This is a genomic window from Nitrincola alkalilacustris, assembly GCF_008973755.1.
GTDB classification, from domain to species: Bacteria; Pseudomonadota; Gammaproteobacteria; order Pseudomonadales; family Balneatricaceae; genus Nitrincola; species Nitrincola alkalilacustris.
The window spans coordinates 18033-34742 of the sequence record NZ_WBOM01000004.1; the positions used below are offsets into that span (position 1 = coordinate 18033).

At 54.0% G+C, this 16710-nt stretch carries 14 protein-coding genes; 11 read left to right on the forward strand and 3 right to left on the reverse strand.

Annotation, left to right across the window (positions count from 1 at the left end; all coding sequences use genetic code 11):
* Positions 1 to 2 precede the first annotated feature (2 nt).
* From F7R27_RS08025 to nfsA, 6 genes are all read left to right on the forward strand, one after another.
* Positions 3 to 491: a nitrate reductase cytochrome c-type subunit gene (locus F7R27_RS08025; RefSeq protein ID WP_151703737.1), complete on the forward strand. Its 489-nt coding sequence runs from the start codon at positions 3 to 5 to the stop codon at positions 489 to 491.
* A complete protein-coding gene (locus tag F7R27_RS08030) occupies positions 488 to 1078 on the forward strand; it encodes a NapC/NirT family cytochrome c (RefSeq protein ID WP_151703738.1) in 591 nt (196 codons plus the stop codon). The genes F7R27_RS08025 and F7R27_RS08030 overlap by 4 nt, the downstream gene beginning before the upstream one ends.
* Before the next feature lie 129 nt (positions 1079 to 1207).
* Entirely contained in the window at positions 1208 to 2752 is a 1545-nt protein-coding gene (locus tag F7R27_RS08035; protein WP_151703739.1) for a thymidine phosphorylase family protein, read from the forward strand.
* Positions 2749 to 3639, forward strand: a complete 891-nt coding sequence (locus tag F7R27_RS08040) for a ribose-phosphate pyrophosphokinase (RefSeq protein WP_151703740.1) — start codon at positions 2749 to 2751, stop codon at positions 3637 to 3639. Before F7R27_RS08035 ends, F7R27_RS08040 begins: the two co-directional genes overlap by 4 nt.
* A gap of 147 nt (positions 3640 to 3786) precedes the next feature.
* On the forward strand, positions 3787 to 4368 hold the full coding sequence (locus F7R27_RS08045; RefSeq protein WP_151703741.1) for an alpha-ketoglutarate-dependent dioxygenase AlkB family protein: 582 nt from the start codon (positions 3787 to 3789) through the stop codon (positions 4366 to 4368).
* A gap of 53 nt (positions 4369 to 4421) precedes the next feature.
* Positions 4422 to 5159 carry an oxygen-insensitive NADPH nitroreductase gene (gene nfsA / locus F7R27_RS08050; RefSeq protein ID WP_151703742.1) on the forward strand — a complete coding sequence of 246 codons (738 nt, stop codon included), beginning with the start codon at positions 4422 to 4424 and terminating at the stop codon, positions 5157 to 5159.
* Positions 5160 to 5327: 168 nt separating this feature from the next.
* Here nfsA and F7R27_RS08055 read toward each other — a convergent pair whose 3' ends face one another.
* On the reverse strand, positions 5328 to 5765 hold the full coding sequence (locus F7R27_RS08055) for a flavodoxin (RefSeq protein ID WP_240776304.1): 438 nt from the start codon (positions 5763 to 5765) through the stop codon (positions 5328 to 5330).
* A gap of 255 nt (positions 5766 to 6020) precedes the next feature.
* Between F7R27_RS08055 and F7R27_RS08060 the strand changes: the two genes are divergently transcribed.
* From F7R27_RS08060 to metE, 3 genes are all read left to right on the forward strand, one after another.
* The gene (locus F7R27_RS08060; RefSeq protein ID WP_151703744.1) at positions 6021 to 6368 is read left to right on the forward strand and encodes a hypothetical protein; all 348 of its coding nucleotides are present in this window, start codon (positions 6021 to 6023) and stop codon (positions 6366 to 6368) included.
* A 110-nt stretch (positions 6369 to 6478) separates the two neighbouring features.
* On the forward strand, positions 6479 to 7663 hold the full coding sequence (locus F7R27_RS18595) for a CobW family GTP-binding protein (protein ID WP_168927457.1): 1185 nt from the start codon (positions 6479 to 6481) through the stop codon (positions 7661 to 7663).
* A gap of 191 nt (positions 7664 to 7854) precedes the next feature.
* Entirely contained in the window at positions 7855 to 10128 is a 2274-nt protein-coding gene (metE, locus tag F7R27_RS08080) for a 5-methyltetrahydropteroyltriglutamate--homocysteine S-methyltransferase (protein WP_151703745.1), read from the forward strand.
* Between the two features lie 83 nt (positions 10129 to 10211).
* Here metE and F7R27_RS08085 read toward each other — a convergent pair whose 3' ends face one another.
* Both F7R27_RS08085 and F7R27_RS08090 read right to left on the reverse strand, forming a co-directional pair.
* The gene (locus tag F7R27_RS08085; protein ID WP_151703746.1) at positions 10212 to 10421 is read right to left on the reverse strand and encodes a cold-shock protein; all 210 of its coding nucleotides are present in this window, start codon (positions 10419 to 10421) and stop codon (positions 10212 to 10214) included.
* A gap of 806 nt (positions 10422 to 11227) precedes the next feature.
* Positions 11228 to 12157 carry an exopolyphosphatase gene (locus tag F7R27_RS08090; RefSeq protein WP_151703747.1) on the reverse strand — a complete coding sequence of 310 codons (930 nt, stop codon included), beginning with the start codon at positions 12155 to 12157 and terminating at the stop codon, positions 11228 to 11230.
* A 238-nt stretch (positions 12158 to 12395) separates the two neighbouring features.
* On the opposite strand from F7R27_RS08090, the gene F7R27_RS08095 reads away from it, so the two are divergent.
* Positions 12396 to 13496, forward strand: coding sequence for an efflux RND transporter periplasmic adaptor subunit (locus tag F7R27_RS08095; RefSeq protein WP_168927458.1), 1101 nt, complete (start codon positions 12396 to 12398; stop codon positions 13494 to 13496).
* Position 13497: 1 nt separating this feature from the next.
* Positions 13498 to 16551, forward strand: a complete 3054-nt coding sequence (locus tag F7R27_RS08100; protein ID WP_151703749.1) for an efflux RND transporter permease subunit — start codon at positions 13498 to 13500, stop codon at positions 16549 to 16551.
* Positions 16552 to 16710 lie beyond the last annotated feature (159 nt).

Sequence of the window (16710 nt, forward strand, 5' to 3'; positions counted from 1 at the left end):
CGATGAAACTATCACTACTGCTGACACTGCTGCTTTTCAGCCTGAGCCTGCACGCAGAGGCACCGGATCTCAACGCCAGTGCTCCTGATGGTCTGCGCAAAGGCGGTACCCTGGGCCAGACATTGAGTGCCCCACCCATTCCCGGCGACCCCAGAGATAGCGGCAGAGAGGTGCGAAACTATCCCGAGCAACCGCCAGTGATCCCGCACAGTATCCGCGACTATCAGATCGACAAGCGTTTCAATCGCTGTCTTGATTGTCACAGTACCAGTGCGGCACCGGCTGCCGGTGCGCCGATGATCAGCATTACCCACTTCATGGATCGTGACTATCAGGTGCGTGCTGCTGTCACACCCAACCGGTACTTCTGCACCCAGTGCCATGTACCACAAACCGACGCGCGGCCACTGGTGGAGTCCAATTTTCTGAACATGGATCATGTACTGCAACAGGAGGCAGCCCGGAGGCAACAACAGGGAGGTACACAGTGAAAAAATGGCTGAAGTTCTATTGGACACTACTGCGCCGACCCAGCGTTCACTTCAGTCTCGGTTTTCTGACACTGAGTGGATTTCTGGCCGGGATCATCTTCTGGGGTGGTTTCAATACCGCCATGGAGGTGACCAACACCGAAAAGTTCTGCATCGCCTGTCATGAGATGCGTGACAATGTATTTGAGGAGCTGAAAACAACCGTCCACTACTCCAACCGCTCCGGCGTTCGCGCCACCTGCTCTGACTGTCACGTGCCGCACAACTGGACACACAAGGTCGGACGCAAGATGGAAGCCTCCAAGGAGGTCTGGGGCTGGATCTTCGGCACCATCAACACCCCGGAAAAGTTTGAAGCCAAGCGCCGGGAGCTGGCTGAGCGTGAGTGGCATCGCCTGAAGGCCAATGATTCGCTGGAGTGCCGCAACTGTCACGAATTCGACTCCATGGACTTTACACGCCAGAATCCGCGCGCCAGTCGCGAACACTCAACGGCCCTGGCCAGTGGGGAGAGCACCTGCATCGACTGTCACAAAGGGATCGCGCATCAGTTGCCCGACATGACGGGGGTGGTTTTCAGGCAGTAAGCGAGATCATCGATCTTTGCGCTGGATCAGTCTACCCTTGCACGCTTTACGGCTACACTGTAGCTGTAAAGCGTCTTTTTCCGACTTCGCCAGCTCTGCCAAAAAAGCTCTGCCAAGGATTACTGCTGCATGATCTATTCACCCGAAAAGCTTGCTCCACTGCGTGCCACGCGCCTCGGTATCGACACCCATCACGAACCCACACTCTATCTTCGCGCAGACAGCCCGGTCTGCCGCTCGGAAGGTTTTGAGTCACTGCCCCGGGTCAAGGCCACCAGCGCTAACCGTCGACTCATCATCGCCTCACTGAACATGATCACCAGTGAACTGCTGGATGACGACCAGGTCGGCTTCTCCGAAAGTGCCTGGCAGATGCTTCAGGTTGAGGAAAATGACTCTATCTGGCTGTCGCATCCGCGCCCGGTACACTCCCTGTCGCATGTACGTGCCAAGGTCTATGGGCATCGACTGGATCAGGAGCAGTTGCAGGCGATCATCGATGATATCGTCGGTGGCTACTATGCTGATGTGCAACTGGCGGCCTTCATCACAGCCTGTGGCGATGACAAGCTGGATGATGAGGAGATCACCTCACTGACACGCGCCATGGTCAACGCCGGCAGCCGTATCGACTGGGAACTGCCACTGGTACTAGACAAACATTGTGTCGGAGGCCTGCCGGGAAACCGCACAACACCAATCGTGATCCCGATTCTGACCGCCTGTGGCATCACCATCCCCAAAACATCCTCACGCGCCATCACCTCACCCGCCGGCACCGCCGACACCATGGAAACGCTGACCAACGTCAGCCTCTCGCTGGATGAGATGCGGGAGGTGGTCCGCAAGGTCGGAGGCTGCCTGGCCTGGGGCGGATCAGTCAAGCTCAGCCCGGCTGATGATCTGCTGATCCAGGTGGAGCGTGCATTGGATATCGACAGTGAAGGCCAGTTGATCGCCTCGGTGCTGTCGAAAAAGATCGCAGCAGGTGCCACCCATGTACTGATCGATATTCCTGTCGGCCCAACGGCCAAGGTCAGAACTCTGGAGGCAGCGAATAAGCTGGCCCGCAGCTTCAAGACTGTTGCTGAAAACCTGGGACTGGTGATCAGTGTTCTGTATACCGATGGCACCGAACCGGTCGGCCGTGGAATAGGACCGGCACTGGAGGCACATGATATTCTGGCAGTTCTGCAGAATCTGCCCGGTGCCCCTGCCGATCTCAAGGAGCGCGCCACATTGATCGCCGGTGCGATGCTGGAGATGGTACAACCCCTGGAACCGGGTGAAGGGCAGAAAATCGCCTTGTCGCAACTGGAGTCAGGAGCAGCATGGAACAAGTTCATGGCGATCTGCGCCGCTCAGGGCGGCATGAAAATCCCTCCGATAGCTCCCTATCGGTTCGCTCTGATCACAGAACAACCCTGCACCATCACCGGTATCGATAACCGCCAGTTGGCAAAGGTTGCCAAACTGGCTGGTGCCCCGGCTGACCCCGCGGCAGGTGTTGAGCTGCATGTAAAAGTCGGTGATCGGGTGGAGGCCAATACCGCCCTGATGACCATTCATGCCGAAAGTGTCGGCGAGCTCAACTATGCCGTTGACTATCTGAATGACCACCCACGGGTTATCATTCTCACTGATGCAGATAATGGATTTCAGGACCACTCATGACAACACGACTGCTGTTCAATCTCGACTCCGATCCGGCACTGGGTGCCCTGCTCTGCCAACAACTGGGTGCCAAAGCCGGTGAGCTGGAGCAGCGACGCTTTCCCGATGGTGAGAGCTATCTGCGTGTTCACGATGACTGCGCCGACAAGGATATCGTGGTGTTCTGCAACCTCTTCCATCCGGATGACAAGCTGCTCAGGCTGCTGTTTCTGGCTGATACCCTGCGTGAACTGGGTGCACGACGACTCTGTCTGATCACCCCCTACCTGGCCTATATGCGTCAGGACAAACGCTTTCATGCCGGAGAGTGCGTCAGCTCCCGTCCCTTCGCCGCACTGCTGTCACGCGCGTTCGACTGTCTGGTGACCATGGACCCGCATCTGCATCGCTATCATGATCTGTCTGACCTCTATACACTCTCTGCCAAAGCGATCAGCGCAGCGCCTCTGATCGCCAACTGGATCAAAACCCGTATCCCTCAGCCCCTGCTGATCGGACCGGACAGTGAGAGTGAACAGTGGGTCAGCGAAGTGGCAAGACTGGCGGATGCCCCTTTTCAGATTCTGGAAAAGGAGCGGCGTGGTGATTACGATGTCACGGTGTCCAGTCCTGAGCTGGAGCCCTATCTGAAGTACACGCCTGTTCTGGTCGACGATATCATCTCCAGCGGCAGAACCATGCTGAACACCCTGCAACATCTTCGACAGGCCGGCATGCCCAGAGCAACCGTGATCGGCGTACACGGTATCTTTGCCGGTGACGCCTATCAACAGTTGAGTGCTCAAGCAGATGTGATCACTACCGACTGTATCCCGCATGTCAGCAACGCCATCGATACCGCAACACTACTGGCCGAAGCGGCACTGGAGTTATTGGCACAGTCCTGATTCTGGCTCATGGGTCTGGCTGCATGGGTCTGGCAACATGTTCAAGAAACATGGGTCAAGAAGCATGAGCCAGGCACCTGCGTCAAACTACATAGGCCACACTACATAGGCCACACTACATAGGCCACACTACATAAGTCAAACCACATGAATCATGTTAACCTTCTGGCGAAAGATGCCGAGCTGAGCTATTTTCCCGGTTTTATTCCAGCGGCAGAAGCCAGTCGCCTGCTGCAACATCTGACCCGGCAACTGGCCTGGCGACAGGATAGTATCCAGCTGTTCGGCCAGCAGCGGATGATCCCCAGGCTACAATGTTTTCAGGGTGATGCAGGGCTTGCATACCGTTATTCGCGCCTGACGCTGATGGCCGAACCCTGGGATCCGAGTGTTGAACAGCTGCGTAACCGGCTGATGGATCTTGGCCATGATTTCAACTGCGTACTGATCAACCTGTATCGTGATGGTAATGACAGTATGGGATGGCACAGCGATGATGAACCGGAACTGGGAACCAACCCGGTGATCGCTTCTCTAAGCCTCGGCCAGACACGTCAATTCAAGATGAGACACAAACAGACAGGCGAGAAGCTGGATATCACGCTGGAACATGGGTCCTTGCTGCTGATGAGCGGCCCCACTCAGCACCACTGGCAGCATGCTATCATGCGCAGCAAGCGCCCCATGTCGGAACGCATCAATCTGACTTTTCGCAGTATCCCGGCTTAGCCCTGATAAACACGGGCAAGCCATACCCCCTGATTCGGAGACCTGTTATACAGATGAACGACGTTATCAAACTCCTCAATGCACACCGCTCCATTCGCAAATTTACCGATGAGGCGATCGATCAGGCAACAGTCGAAGCGCTGGTTCAGGCAGGCCAATGTGCTGCTACATCAAGCTTTATTCAGGCCTGCACCGTAATTCAGGTCAGTCAGGGTGAGGTACGCGACCGCTTGGCGATCTGCGCGGGCAATCAGGCTTATGTGGCCAGCGCGCCTGTTTTTCTGGTGTTCTGTGCCGATATGAAACGTCTTAAGCTTGCCTGTGATATGCACGATGCCGAAATGCTCAGCGGCTATACCGAACAGTTCATCACGACCTCATTAGACTGCGCCCTGTTTGCCCAGAACGTTGTGATTGCCGCTGAATCTCTGGGGCTTGGCTGCACCTATATCGGTGGGATTCGCAATCAGATAGCGGAAGTGGCAGATCTGCTGGAGCTGCCGGAGCTGGTCTATCCGGTGTTTGGATTGTGTATCGGCCACCCGGCGCAGAACCCGGAAGCCAAGCCCCGCTTGCCGCTGTCGGTGATTCTGAAGCAGGAGCGTTACAACGACTCTGAGGATCAGGCCAGAATTGCCGAGTATGACCAGCATGTCCGGGAATACTACGCCACCCGTACCGGTGGCCAGAAGTCGATGACCTGGAGTGAGCAGATGTCCGACATGCTGGTGAAGGAGTCGCGCCCGCACATGCTGCCGTTCCTCCAATCACGCGGCTTTATCAAGCATTGAGTGCTGATATCAACCAGAATCCATGACTTCAGGGCGTATCCCGGAGGTCTTTCTTTCGAGGTAAAGGGTGAGTATATGCCGCAGGGATGCATTCACGGCGTCTCACCCAAGGCGTCTGGGATATGCTTTCACATACAAATAGTTGGCAGTGAAAGCACGGATTCAGGATCAAAGCAGTGTTTTCCAGCTCTGCAACCAGGTAATTGCCTCACCCTCAGGATCGGCCGTCTCGCAAGCATCTATAAACAGGGCCTCACCCAGCCTTTCAGCCTGCAACTCCTGCAACAGCTCATCAAACTGCTTGCCGGCATCGGCAAAGGTCTCATAGGAGCTGTCCCCCAGCGCGATCAAACCATAGCGTCGGCCCGGCATTAATGGAAAACGATCCTTCAACTCACTGAACAGCGGTACCAGATTATCCGGAATATCCCCCTGACCGGTGGTCGAGGTGCACACCAGCAGCACCGAATCAGGCTTTGCCATCACCTCGTCGACACTCGGCAGGGTCAGCACCTCAACATCATGGCCCTCACCACGCAGCAACTCGGCGCACTCCTCGGCAACCGATGAACTATTGCCATATACCGAACCCACGAGAATTGTCACCTCAGCCGTCACCGTTGTTCCCCTTTATCTGAATATCTGTCTGTCACAAAAGCGATGATGATAAATGAAAAGACGTTCATATAACACGGACAGTCCTGGCGGTCATTCATCTGCTATCTTAAATTACCCTCCATGTTCTGCAGCCAGGCTGATTATCTTCTATGCTTAACCTGTGCCGGAGATGGCACAATAGATGGCACAATAGATGGCACTACAGGCGTCCAAATTAAGGTCTATCCACACGAGGATTGAGTTATGTCTGACGACTATTTCAGTACACTGCTGCAAAATCTGGAAGACAATGCCAAACATCGATCCGGAAGAGAGTCCTTCACCACACAGATAGATCATGAAGATCTGATCCGCCTCAAAGCCTTGGCTGAGGTTTATGATATTGATATACAGGATCTCTGTGCAGCGCTTTTTCACACCATGCTGCAGGAGCTTGAAGCCCGCATGCCCTACAGACCAGGCACTGAGATCATCCGCATGGAGGATGGCGATCCCGTGTATGAAGACGTCGGCCCCATGCCGCGCTACCTTTCGATCATACGGCGCCTGGAAGCAGAAAGCTCACAGGCGAATGGCGATACAAAGCATTGAATGTCCGGACAGATTCATCGAGTACACAATGAAACCTGGTTTAATGAAGCTTGATTTAAGGCAGCAGACATCTGACAATTGTTACTTTATAACACAAATAAGGCTCTATTGTGTCTGACGCCCAAACCACATCCGAACGCTATCGTCCGGTGCCTGAAAAGGTACCCACCAATATCATCACCGGTTTTCTGGGAACAGGCAAAACCACAGCGATCAATCATCTGCTGCAAACCAAACCGGAGGATGAGCGCTGGGCGATACTGGTTAATGAGTTTGGGCAGGTCGGCCTCGATGAAGCACTGATTCCAGATCAGGATGGGCTGTTTATCAAGGAGTTGGCGGGCGGCTGTGTCTGCTGCGCCCTGGGGCCTGCGCTGACCATCAACCTGGCGATGCTGCTGCGCCGTGCCAAACCGCACCGCCTGCTGATCGAACCGACAGGACTGGGTCATCCCAGCGGGATAGTGGATACCCTGAAAGGGATCTCCTTCTGCGACGTGATAGATCTGCGCAGTATCATCTGCCTGCTGGATCCCGGCGTACTGGAGCATCCGCAGATCATGACTCATGAGACTTTCTCGGATCAGTTGACGCTGGCGGATGTGATAGTGCTGAATAAATGCGATCTACGCCCGGCCGAACTTGTTCAGGAAGCCGAAAGACGCTCACGAGCACTCTTCCCGCCCAAGCAGTCGGTGGTGCGCACTGAATATGGCGTTTTTCCTGCCGCGTTGCTGGATCTGGTCTGTAACGAGCAACTGGAGCAGGTGTTTCCCGGCCAGCAGCCTGTGCAACAGCAAAAACAGGCGCAGCGAAAAGGTCAGCACGAGCCACACGCTCACTCTCATTCGCACAACCCTTCTCATTCACACGATCACGATCACGATCACGATCACGATCACGATCACGATCACGATCACGATCACGATCACGATCACGATCACAGCGATGCTCATGGCCAAACGACTCAGATACAACCCAAACCAGGGCAACCGGTCAATCTGACCGGGCATAGCGATGGTTACTACAGCAGCGGTTGGGTATTCCATGTTGATGACCGGTTTGATCTGACCCGCGTGACACAGTGGATGGATCAGATCTCCGGGGCGGTCCGGGTCAAGGCTGCACTGCAAGGCAGTGAGCGCTGGATCAGCTACAACCGTGTTGGCAGTGACAGTACTACCCAGTCTCTGGCATGGCGTCGTGATTCACGCATCGAGATCATCTCAACCACTGAACCCCAGCTTGATGAGCAACGCCGCGCACTGCTGGCATGTCTTGACTCTGTTTTCTGAACCGGCTTCCTGAACTGTTTCCTGTTCCTGCGCTTATTGAGCACCAGCCCCTGCACTATGTACAGGGGCTGGCCACACAATAGTGAATTTAATGCATCATAATCTGAATTAATATCAATTTTATTCACTTTGAATTCACTTCATACTACTCCTGTGTTTTACATATCCATTATTATCACGAGGAGGACAGGATGACCTGTTTACATACGCTCGGATTTCCGCGCATCGGACCAAAACGTGAGCTCAAACAGGCTCTGGAAGGTTACTGGAATGGCACATTCAGTGCCGAGCAGCTTCACACTCAGGCGGCCAGCCTGCGAGCACAGAACTGGAAGATCCAGCATCAGGCAGGGCTTGATCTGGTAACGGTGAATGACTTTTCACTCTATGATCAGGTACTGGATCACGCGCTGCTGTTCGGTATTGTGCCCTCACGTTTTCAGCACCAGAGCGCCGACAATGAACTGGATAACTACTTCCGCATGGCGCGTGGACGTGCACCGAGCGGAGGTGCCACACGCGCCTGCGAGATGACCAAGTGGTTCGACACCAACTACCACTATCTGGTACCTGAGCTGTCGAGCAGTCAGCAGTTCACCCTCAATCCAGCCAAGCTGCTGGCAGAGATCACCGAAGCACGCGCACTGGGCTATCAACCCAAACCAGTTCTGATCGGTCCGCTGACGCTATTGTGGCTGTCGAAATGCGATCAGGAAGGCTTCGATAAGCTCTCTCTTCTGCCTGCCCTGCTGCAGCAGTACAAGGCACTGCTCAGTCAACTGGCTGATATCGGCGTGGCGTGGGTACAGCTAGATGAACCTGCACTAGTGCTGGAGCTTAATGCAGACTGGCAGGATGCCTACCGCCTCGCCTATGCCGAGATCAACCGTATTCCTCCCCGGATACTGCTGACCAGCTATTTCGGCTCGCTGAAAGAGAACCTGGATCTGGCCCTGTCACTGCCTGTTGCAGGGCTTCATCTGGATGCCGTTCGCGGTGGCGATGAGTTTCTGAAAGCGGCTGCAACCATCAGATCGGACCAGGTACTCTCGGTCGGTGCCGTTGATGGGCGCAACATCTGGATCAGCGATCTGAACCGGATTCTGGAAAAGCTGAAACCTCTGGCGGTAAAACTGGGCAGCAGGCTCTGGATAGCCCCCTCCTGCTCTTTACTGCACAGCCCGGTAGATCTGGAGTCAGAAACCAGACTGGATGCCGAGTTGAAACAGTGGCTGGCTTTTGCCGTTCAACGCCTTGAAGAGGTCAAGGCACTGCGCCTGGGCCTGCAGGGCAAGGGTCAGGATCAACTGCTGCGCAATGCCGAGGCGATCACCGCGCGGCGACAGTCGGAGCGGGTCAATAATCCTGCGGTGCAGCAGCGTGTAGCAAACCTGAGCCATCAAGACAGCGAGCGTGAATCCATATATCCCGAGCGTGCCAGACAGCAACACAAGCGTCTGCAACTGCCACCTCTGCCAACCACCACCATCGGCTCTTTTCCACAGACTCAGGGCATTCGCAGTGTCCGCGCCGGTTTCAAGAGTGGCAAACTGGATGAAGCCAACTACACAGCAGCCATCAAGGATGAGATAAAACTGTGCATAAGGCGTCAGGAGGAACTGGGACTGGATATGCTGGTCCACGGCGAAGCCGAGCGTAACGACATGGTGGAATATTTCGGTGAACAGTTGCAGGGCTATGGCACCACGCAGTTCGGCTGGGTTCAGTCCTATGGCTCCCGTTGCGTCAAACCACCTTTTATCTATGGTGATGTTCAGCGCAACGCACCCATGACCCTTGACTGGACTCGCTATGCCCAGTCACTGACAGAGAAACCGGTGAAAGGGATGCTGACAGGCCCTGTCACAATGCTGCAATGGGCGTTTGTGCGTGATGACCAGCCACGTGAAACCACCTGTCTGCAGATTGCGCTGGCACTGCGTGACGAAGTCTGTGATCTTGAAGCTGCAGGCATCGCCGCAATACAGATTGATGAACCGGCCTTTCGTGAAGGTCTGCCCCTTCGCAGCAGCGAATGGGCAGCCTATCTTGAATACGCCGCACGCGCATTCCGCGTCAGTGCCAGTGGTGTAGGTGATGACACACAGATACATACCCACATGTGCTATTCGGAGTTCAACGATATTATCGGCTCTATAGCTGCCATGGATGCGGATGTGATCACTATCGAAACCAGCCGCTCCAATATGGAGCTGCTGTCAGCCTTTATCGATTTTGAATATCCGAACGAAATCGGGCCGGGCGTATATGATATTCACAGCCCGAATATTCCTGCCATTGAGGAGATGGTGAACCTGATCGAGAAGGCTGCACACTATATTCCAGTTGAGCGCCTCTGGGTAAACCCCGATTGCGGACTGAAAACCAGAAGCTGGGACGAAGTGATACCCTGCCTGGACAACATGATGCAGGCGGTCAGGATTCTGCGCGGGAAGCTGAGTTGATCTGATGGATTGAGCTGACACGGCTCATAAAAGAAAAAAGACAGTGGATGCCTTGCACTCACTGTCTTTTCAGGAAAATTTCTTCAGACTACAGTGACGTTTTCAGCCTGAGGACCTTTCTGACCCTGAACGACTTCAAATGTTACTTGCTGATTTTCCTGCAGTGAGCGGCGGCCATTTCCGTTGATAGCGCGGAAGTGTACGAATACATCCGGACCGTTTTCCTGCTGAATGAAACCAAATCCTTTTTCATCGTTAAACCATTTAACGGTGCCGGTAACGAGCTGTGACATGTTTTGCCTCTTACTTTTACGTCTTTGCCATCGAGTGGCATTTTTCTAAAAGACCGGAAAATCCGATCCCAAATTGAGTTTGATCCTTTTCACTTCACGCCCCAGCAGTATTCACTGACCGAAATACGTTTTGCTCTGGATCATGGTAAGGGTTGAGGGGCAACCTCAGACCACTTACCGTTCCGGCATTCAGGCGTGTCATACACCCCGGAATGCTGAACTCTGTTTTGATTATGCAGCCAACAAATCTCGGTCTGTCATCTTGCAGACAGACGGGCGGGCTACACGATCTGAATCAGCTTCGTTACACTTAAGGCTAAGAAAAAATTGCTTCAGTTCCATGAATACTGCATGACTGTAAAACGATGGTGCATCAGACATGAGTGACCGGATGTTCGATTGAGCGGAGTTCAAACGAAGAGTGCAACATATCGGCAGCAGGTGCCGGTATGGAACTGTAGGGATGAACAGGCTGGCTGTTTCAATTTTGCAAGTGGGCAGATACCCACGATTTTTTTCTAGCATCAAAATCTGTATAACTCTATTCCAGTCATTAAACTGGTTTACCCGGCTACAAACCGATGGCAAACCATCGAATCAAACATCAGATATTGACCGGTATATATCCGATGAATTTCATAATACACCTGTTTTTTCTAAATACAATCCTTGCACTCTTTTTTTGTTGAATCAGCAGCCTGCAGCGTTTTAAACCGAAATTACGCGAGAATCAGCACCGTTTGCAGGCTTTCGCTGGGTTGCCCGGACAGCTCCGATCACACATCAGGGCAACACTGATTCAACTATCAACCATCGGAATTGATACGGGTGATCAACTCCTGCAATACCTTGACTGCCTGGTCATTTTCAACCTGACAGGTACCAGCCGCATGATGGCCTCCACCACCGTAACCCAGCATCAACTCACCGACATTGGTGTTTGAACTGCGGTCGAAAATAGACTTACCGGTGGCAAAAACGGTGTTCTGTTTCTGCAATCCCCAGAGCACATGTATAGAGATATTACACTGCGGATACATCGCATATATCACAAAGCGGTTACCCGCCCAGATGTTCTCTTCGTTACGCAGGTCCAGCACAACCAGATTACCGTGCACGGTTGCACAACGGCTGATCTGTTCCTTGAATTTTTTCTCCTGCTCGAAATAGAGATCCACACGCTCTCGCACATCCGGCAGATCCAGGATCTGCTCAATCGTGTGATTCTTGCAGTAATCGATCAGATCCATCATCAGATTGTAGTTGGAAATACGGAACTCACGAAAACGCCCCAACCCGGTGCGCGCATCCATCAGAAAGTTCAGCAGCGGCCAACCGGTTGGATTCAGCACTTCATCAGGCGTGAACTGAGCAGAGTCACCCTTATCCACGGCCTCCATCATCTCATCCCACTCCACCGGAAAGACGCTGTGCCCACCATAATGCTTCCATACTACTCGGGCAGCCGATGGGGCATCCGGGTCTATGATATGGTTATCGCGCTTTTCATTGCGCAGGGTTTCTGACAGATGATGGTCGAAAGCCAGATAAACACCCTCTACGAACGGCAGGTTAGTGGAGATATCGTTACCTGTGATATCAACACTGCCATCCTGCATATCCTTTGGGTGAACAAATTTGATGTCATCAATCAGATCCAGATGCTTGAGCAGCACCGCACAAACCAGGCCATCAAAATCACTGCGCGTTACCAGTCGATACTTTTGCGCTGCCATAACCGATTTTCATCCTCTGTCTGTCAGTTGATCTCGTTAAACCTGAACATACCCCCAAACCGGCAAAATAAAAAGTCTGCATCTATGACTTTTAGCACTAACAGCGAGAAATCTCATAAGGGTATGATCAGGATCATGCCATATGGACCTCCATATAACCTGCACTGTGCTATTTTAGAACAGCTGTCATATTGATATGTTACATGTCATAAAGCCTTTCATTGAACAGGATGTTTCCATGCAACACCCGGTGTTAAAGCGTTTGCATCGCGCCAGTTCCGTACTGACAGCGCTGATTCTCTTTGTATTGCTTGCGCTCTGGCTCAGCAGCGGTACGATTCAGCAGGCCAATTCAGTGGCACCTGAAGCACCTGAAGTGACAGAAGCCACTTTATTGCGAGTGGAAACACAACTGTTCACTGCTCAACCCTATCACCCCGAACTGGTGGCACAAGGCCAGATACAACCCTCTCGCAGCAGCCTGATCACTTCACAGATCAGTGGCACCCTTGACAGGATAGCCGTGGAACAGGGCAGATCCGTCAGCGCCGGGACACTTCTGATTCAACTGGCTGAAGAGAACCGTCCCGCAGAAGTCGCCAAGGCAGAAGCCAACCTGAAATTACGTGAATCAGAACTGTCATCCGGGCAGCGCCTCAGACGCGATAACCTGCTGTCAGAAACCGAGTTGCTGCGCCTTAATGCAGCTGCAAAGACAGCCAGTGCCGAACTGGCCTTGGCCAGACAGCAGTTAGCGCACACCCGCATAGAAGCACCCTTCAGCGGCATCATTGATGAATTACCTGTCGAGCAGGGAGATCATGTGCAGGCGGGCCAGATGCTGATGCGCATGGTGGATATCGACACAGTCAAGCTGACCGCACAGATTCCACAGCAGCAGGTGGCTGACCTGACACCGGGGCTGGATGTCATGGTCACCCTGCTCAATGGCGAACAGCTGAAGGGGAAGCTGACCTTTATCGCCAGCATGGCGGACAGCAGTACCCGCAGCTTTCGGATTGAAGCCAGTATTGAAAATCCCGATCGCCTCAGAGTAGCCGGTGCCAGCGCCACCGTCAGAATCTCCCTGCCCCGGCAACAGGCGCATCGTATCTCGCCTGCTCTGCTGGCACTCAATCATGATGGGCTGCCCGGCCTGTATGCCGTGGATGAGGAGCAGCGGGTGCGCTTCATGCCATTGCGCCTGCTCAGTATTGATAATACAGGCGCCTGGGCCGGCGGTTTACCGAACGAGTTGGAAGTGATCACCCTCGGAGCAGGTTTTGCCAGCGAAGGTGAGCAGGTGGAAGCGATCAGGCGATCCGGGGAGTCCAGCTGATATGGAACGTCTGATCGGCGCCTTCCTCAACCGGGGGCGTGCAACACTGATGACCTTCCTGTTTCTGCTGGTCGGTGGCCTCACGGCTTATCAGATCATCCCCAAGGAGGCCAACCCGGACGTCACCATTCCGATGATCTATGTCTCAATGAGTCTTGACGGTATCAGCCCGGAAGATGCCGAAAGGCTGCTGGTGCGCCCGATGGAGCAGGAGCTTCGATCACTGGAGGGGATCAAGAAGATGACCTCCACCGCTGGTGAAAGTCACGCCTCGGTGATGCTGGAGTTTGATGCCGGTTTCAACCCGCGTCAGGCGCTGCAGGATGTGCGTGAAAAAGTGGATACGGCACGCAGCAAGCTGCCCGCTGAGGCAGATGAGCCGGTGGTGCATGAGATAAATGTGGCACTCTTCCCTGTGCTTTCAATTGCCATTTCGGGACCTCTGCAGGAGCAGGAGCTGATCTATATCGCCCGCCGCCTGAAGGAGGAGATAGAAGGCATCCCCGAAGTGTTGGAGGTGGATATCGGTGGCGACCGCGAGGATATGCTCGAGATCATCGTCAACCCCCAGGTTCTGGACAGCTACAACATCGACTACAACCAGCTCTTCACGCTGGTCAGTCGCAACAACCGTTTGGTGGCTGCCGGTTCACTGGATACCGGTGCCGGCCGTATGGCAATGAAAGTACCAGGGGTGATTGAAAACCTCGAAGATATCATGTCCATGCCGATCAAGGTGGAAGGAGATACCGTTGTCACCTTCGGCGATGTCGCCGTGATGCGGCGTACCTTCAAGGACCCGACCGGCTTTGCCCGCATCAATGGCCAGCCGGGGGTGGTGCTGGAAATCAGCAAGCGTGCCGGTGCCAACATCATTGCCACCATTGATCAGGTCAAACAGATACTTGAGCAGGCCCGCCCTCTGCTGCCGGAAGGGGTCGAATTCGATACCATCATGGATCAGTCTGTAGAGGTTGAAAACATACTTGAGGATCTGCTGAACAATGTACTGACCGCCGTTGTGATGGTACTCCTGCTGATCATTGCCACCATGGGACCGCGCTCGGCACTGATGGTCGGCATCACTATTCCCGGTGCTTTCCTGACCGGTATACTGATGATCTGGGCGATCGGTTTCACCCTGAATATCATCGTTTTATTCTCACTGATACTGGTGGCCGGCATGCTGGTGGATGGCGCCATCGTTGTCAGTGAGCTGGCAGATCGCAACCTGCGCGATGGGCAATCACCGCATCAGGCCTGGCTCGGTGCAGCCAGCCGCATGAGCTGGCCGATCATCGCCTCCACGGCCACCACACTGTCGGTATTTGTTCCTCTGCTGTTCTGGCCCGGCGTGGTGGGCGAGTTCATGAAATATCTACCGGCAACCGTCATTCTATGTCTGCTCGCGTCTCTGGCCATGGCCCTGATCTTTCTGCCCGCCATGGGTCGCATCACCAGCCGCGCCCTGCCGGCAAAGGAAGCCTACGCACCCAACCTGCTGATGCGTGCTTACAGAAGACTCCTTGGTGCGATGCTGTCTCGCCCACTGCTCAGTTTTTTAGGCATGATGCTGCTGATCGGCCTGATCTATACCGGTTACGCCCGCTTCAACCATGGTGTCGAGTTTTTCCCCAATATCGAACCGGAAACCCTGCAGTTGCAGGTGCGCGCCAGAGGTGATCTTTCAGTTCATGAGAAGGATGAGATCATGCAAAGAGTTGAGCGGCGCCTGCTCAATCTCCCTGAGGTGGATGCACTCTATGCCCGTACCTTTGCCGCCGCGTCCGGCCAGATGGGTACCGATGTGATCGGTATCCTGCAGTTCCAGTTGATCGACTGGCATGAGCGGCGCACCGCCAGCCTGATCATGAATGACATGCGCGAGCTGACTGCCGATATCCATGGCGTGGTGCTGGAGTTTCGTGAACAGGAGCAAGGACCGGGTGGTGGCAAACCGGTGGATCTTCAGGTCAGTGCTGATACGCCCGAGCTGATCAATCAAGGGGTCGAGATACTGCGCAGCGAGATGCAGCGCCTTGGTGGATTTGTCGATATAGAGGATGACCGCACACTGCCGGGTATCGAGTGGCGTTTTCGGGTCAATCGCGAAGCCGCCGCGCGCCTGGGTGCCGATGTCCTGAGTGTCGGTAATGCCGTGCAACTGATCACCAATGGCCTGATGCTGGCCACCTATCGACCGGAAGATGCCGCAGATGAGGTGGATATCCGCGTCCGCCTGCCCGGCAACTGGAGATCGGTGGATCAACTGTCACGCCTGACCCTAAACACTTCCAGAGGCCAGGTGCCGCTCAGCCATTTTGTGGAACTGGAGCCTGCGCCAAAGATAGGTACTCTGCATCGTATCAATGGTGAACGTGCGATCTCGGTCAAGGCCGATATCGCTGACGGCTATCGACTGGATGAACGGTTGCAGGCCCTCTCCGACAGCTATGAACTGCTGCCAGCGGGTGTCAGAATCGGGATCGCCGGGGAGGATGCGGATCAGCGCGAAGCCGCACAGTTCCTGATCAGTGCGTTCATTGTCGCCGTGTTTCTGATGATGCTGATTCTGGTCATCCAGTTCAACAGTCTTTATCAGACAATGCTTGTACTCTCTGCCGTAGTGTTTTCGACCGCAGGCGTGTTGCTGGGACTGCTGCTGAATGGCCAGTCCTTCGGCATTGTCATGGTGGGTATGGGCATTATTGCGCTGGCCGGGATAGTGGTGAATAACAACATCATTCTGATAGACACCTATAATCTGATGAGAAGCGAGGGCATGAACGCCTACGAGGCAGCACTGGAAACCGGCTGTCTGCGTCTGCGGCCAGTACTGCTGACGGCCGTTACCACTATCCTTGGCCTGATACCGATGGTACTGAGTATTAACGTCAACCTGCTGGAACCCAGTCTTGGTCTGGGAGCCCCCTCCACACAGTGGTGGACACAGCTTTCAAGCGCCATTGCCGGTGGCCTGAGCTTTGCCACGCTGCTGACGCTTCTGTTGACCCCCTGCATGCTGGTACTCGGTGCCAGACTTTTCAAGCGTTGAGTCGAAAAGTCTGGCTGCTCAGGCCGACCTTACCTCAGAGCAGGAAACCTCAGCACAAGAAGCAATAGACTACGGCTCAATATGATTAATATTGTATAATTTACGTTAATATCTACATGATTTAAGTTTTATAGTGATTTTAATTGGTAAATTTAGTAA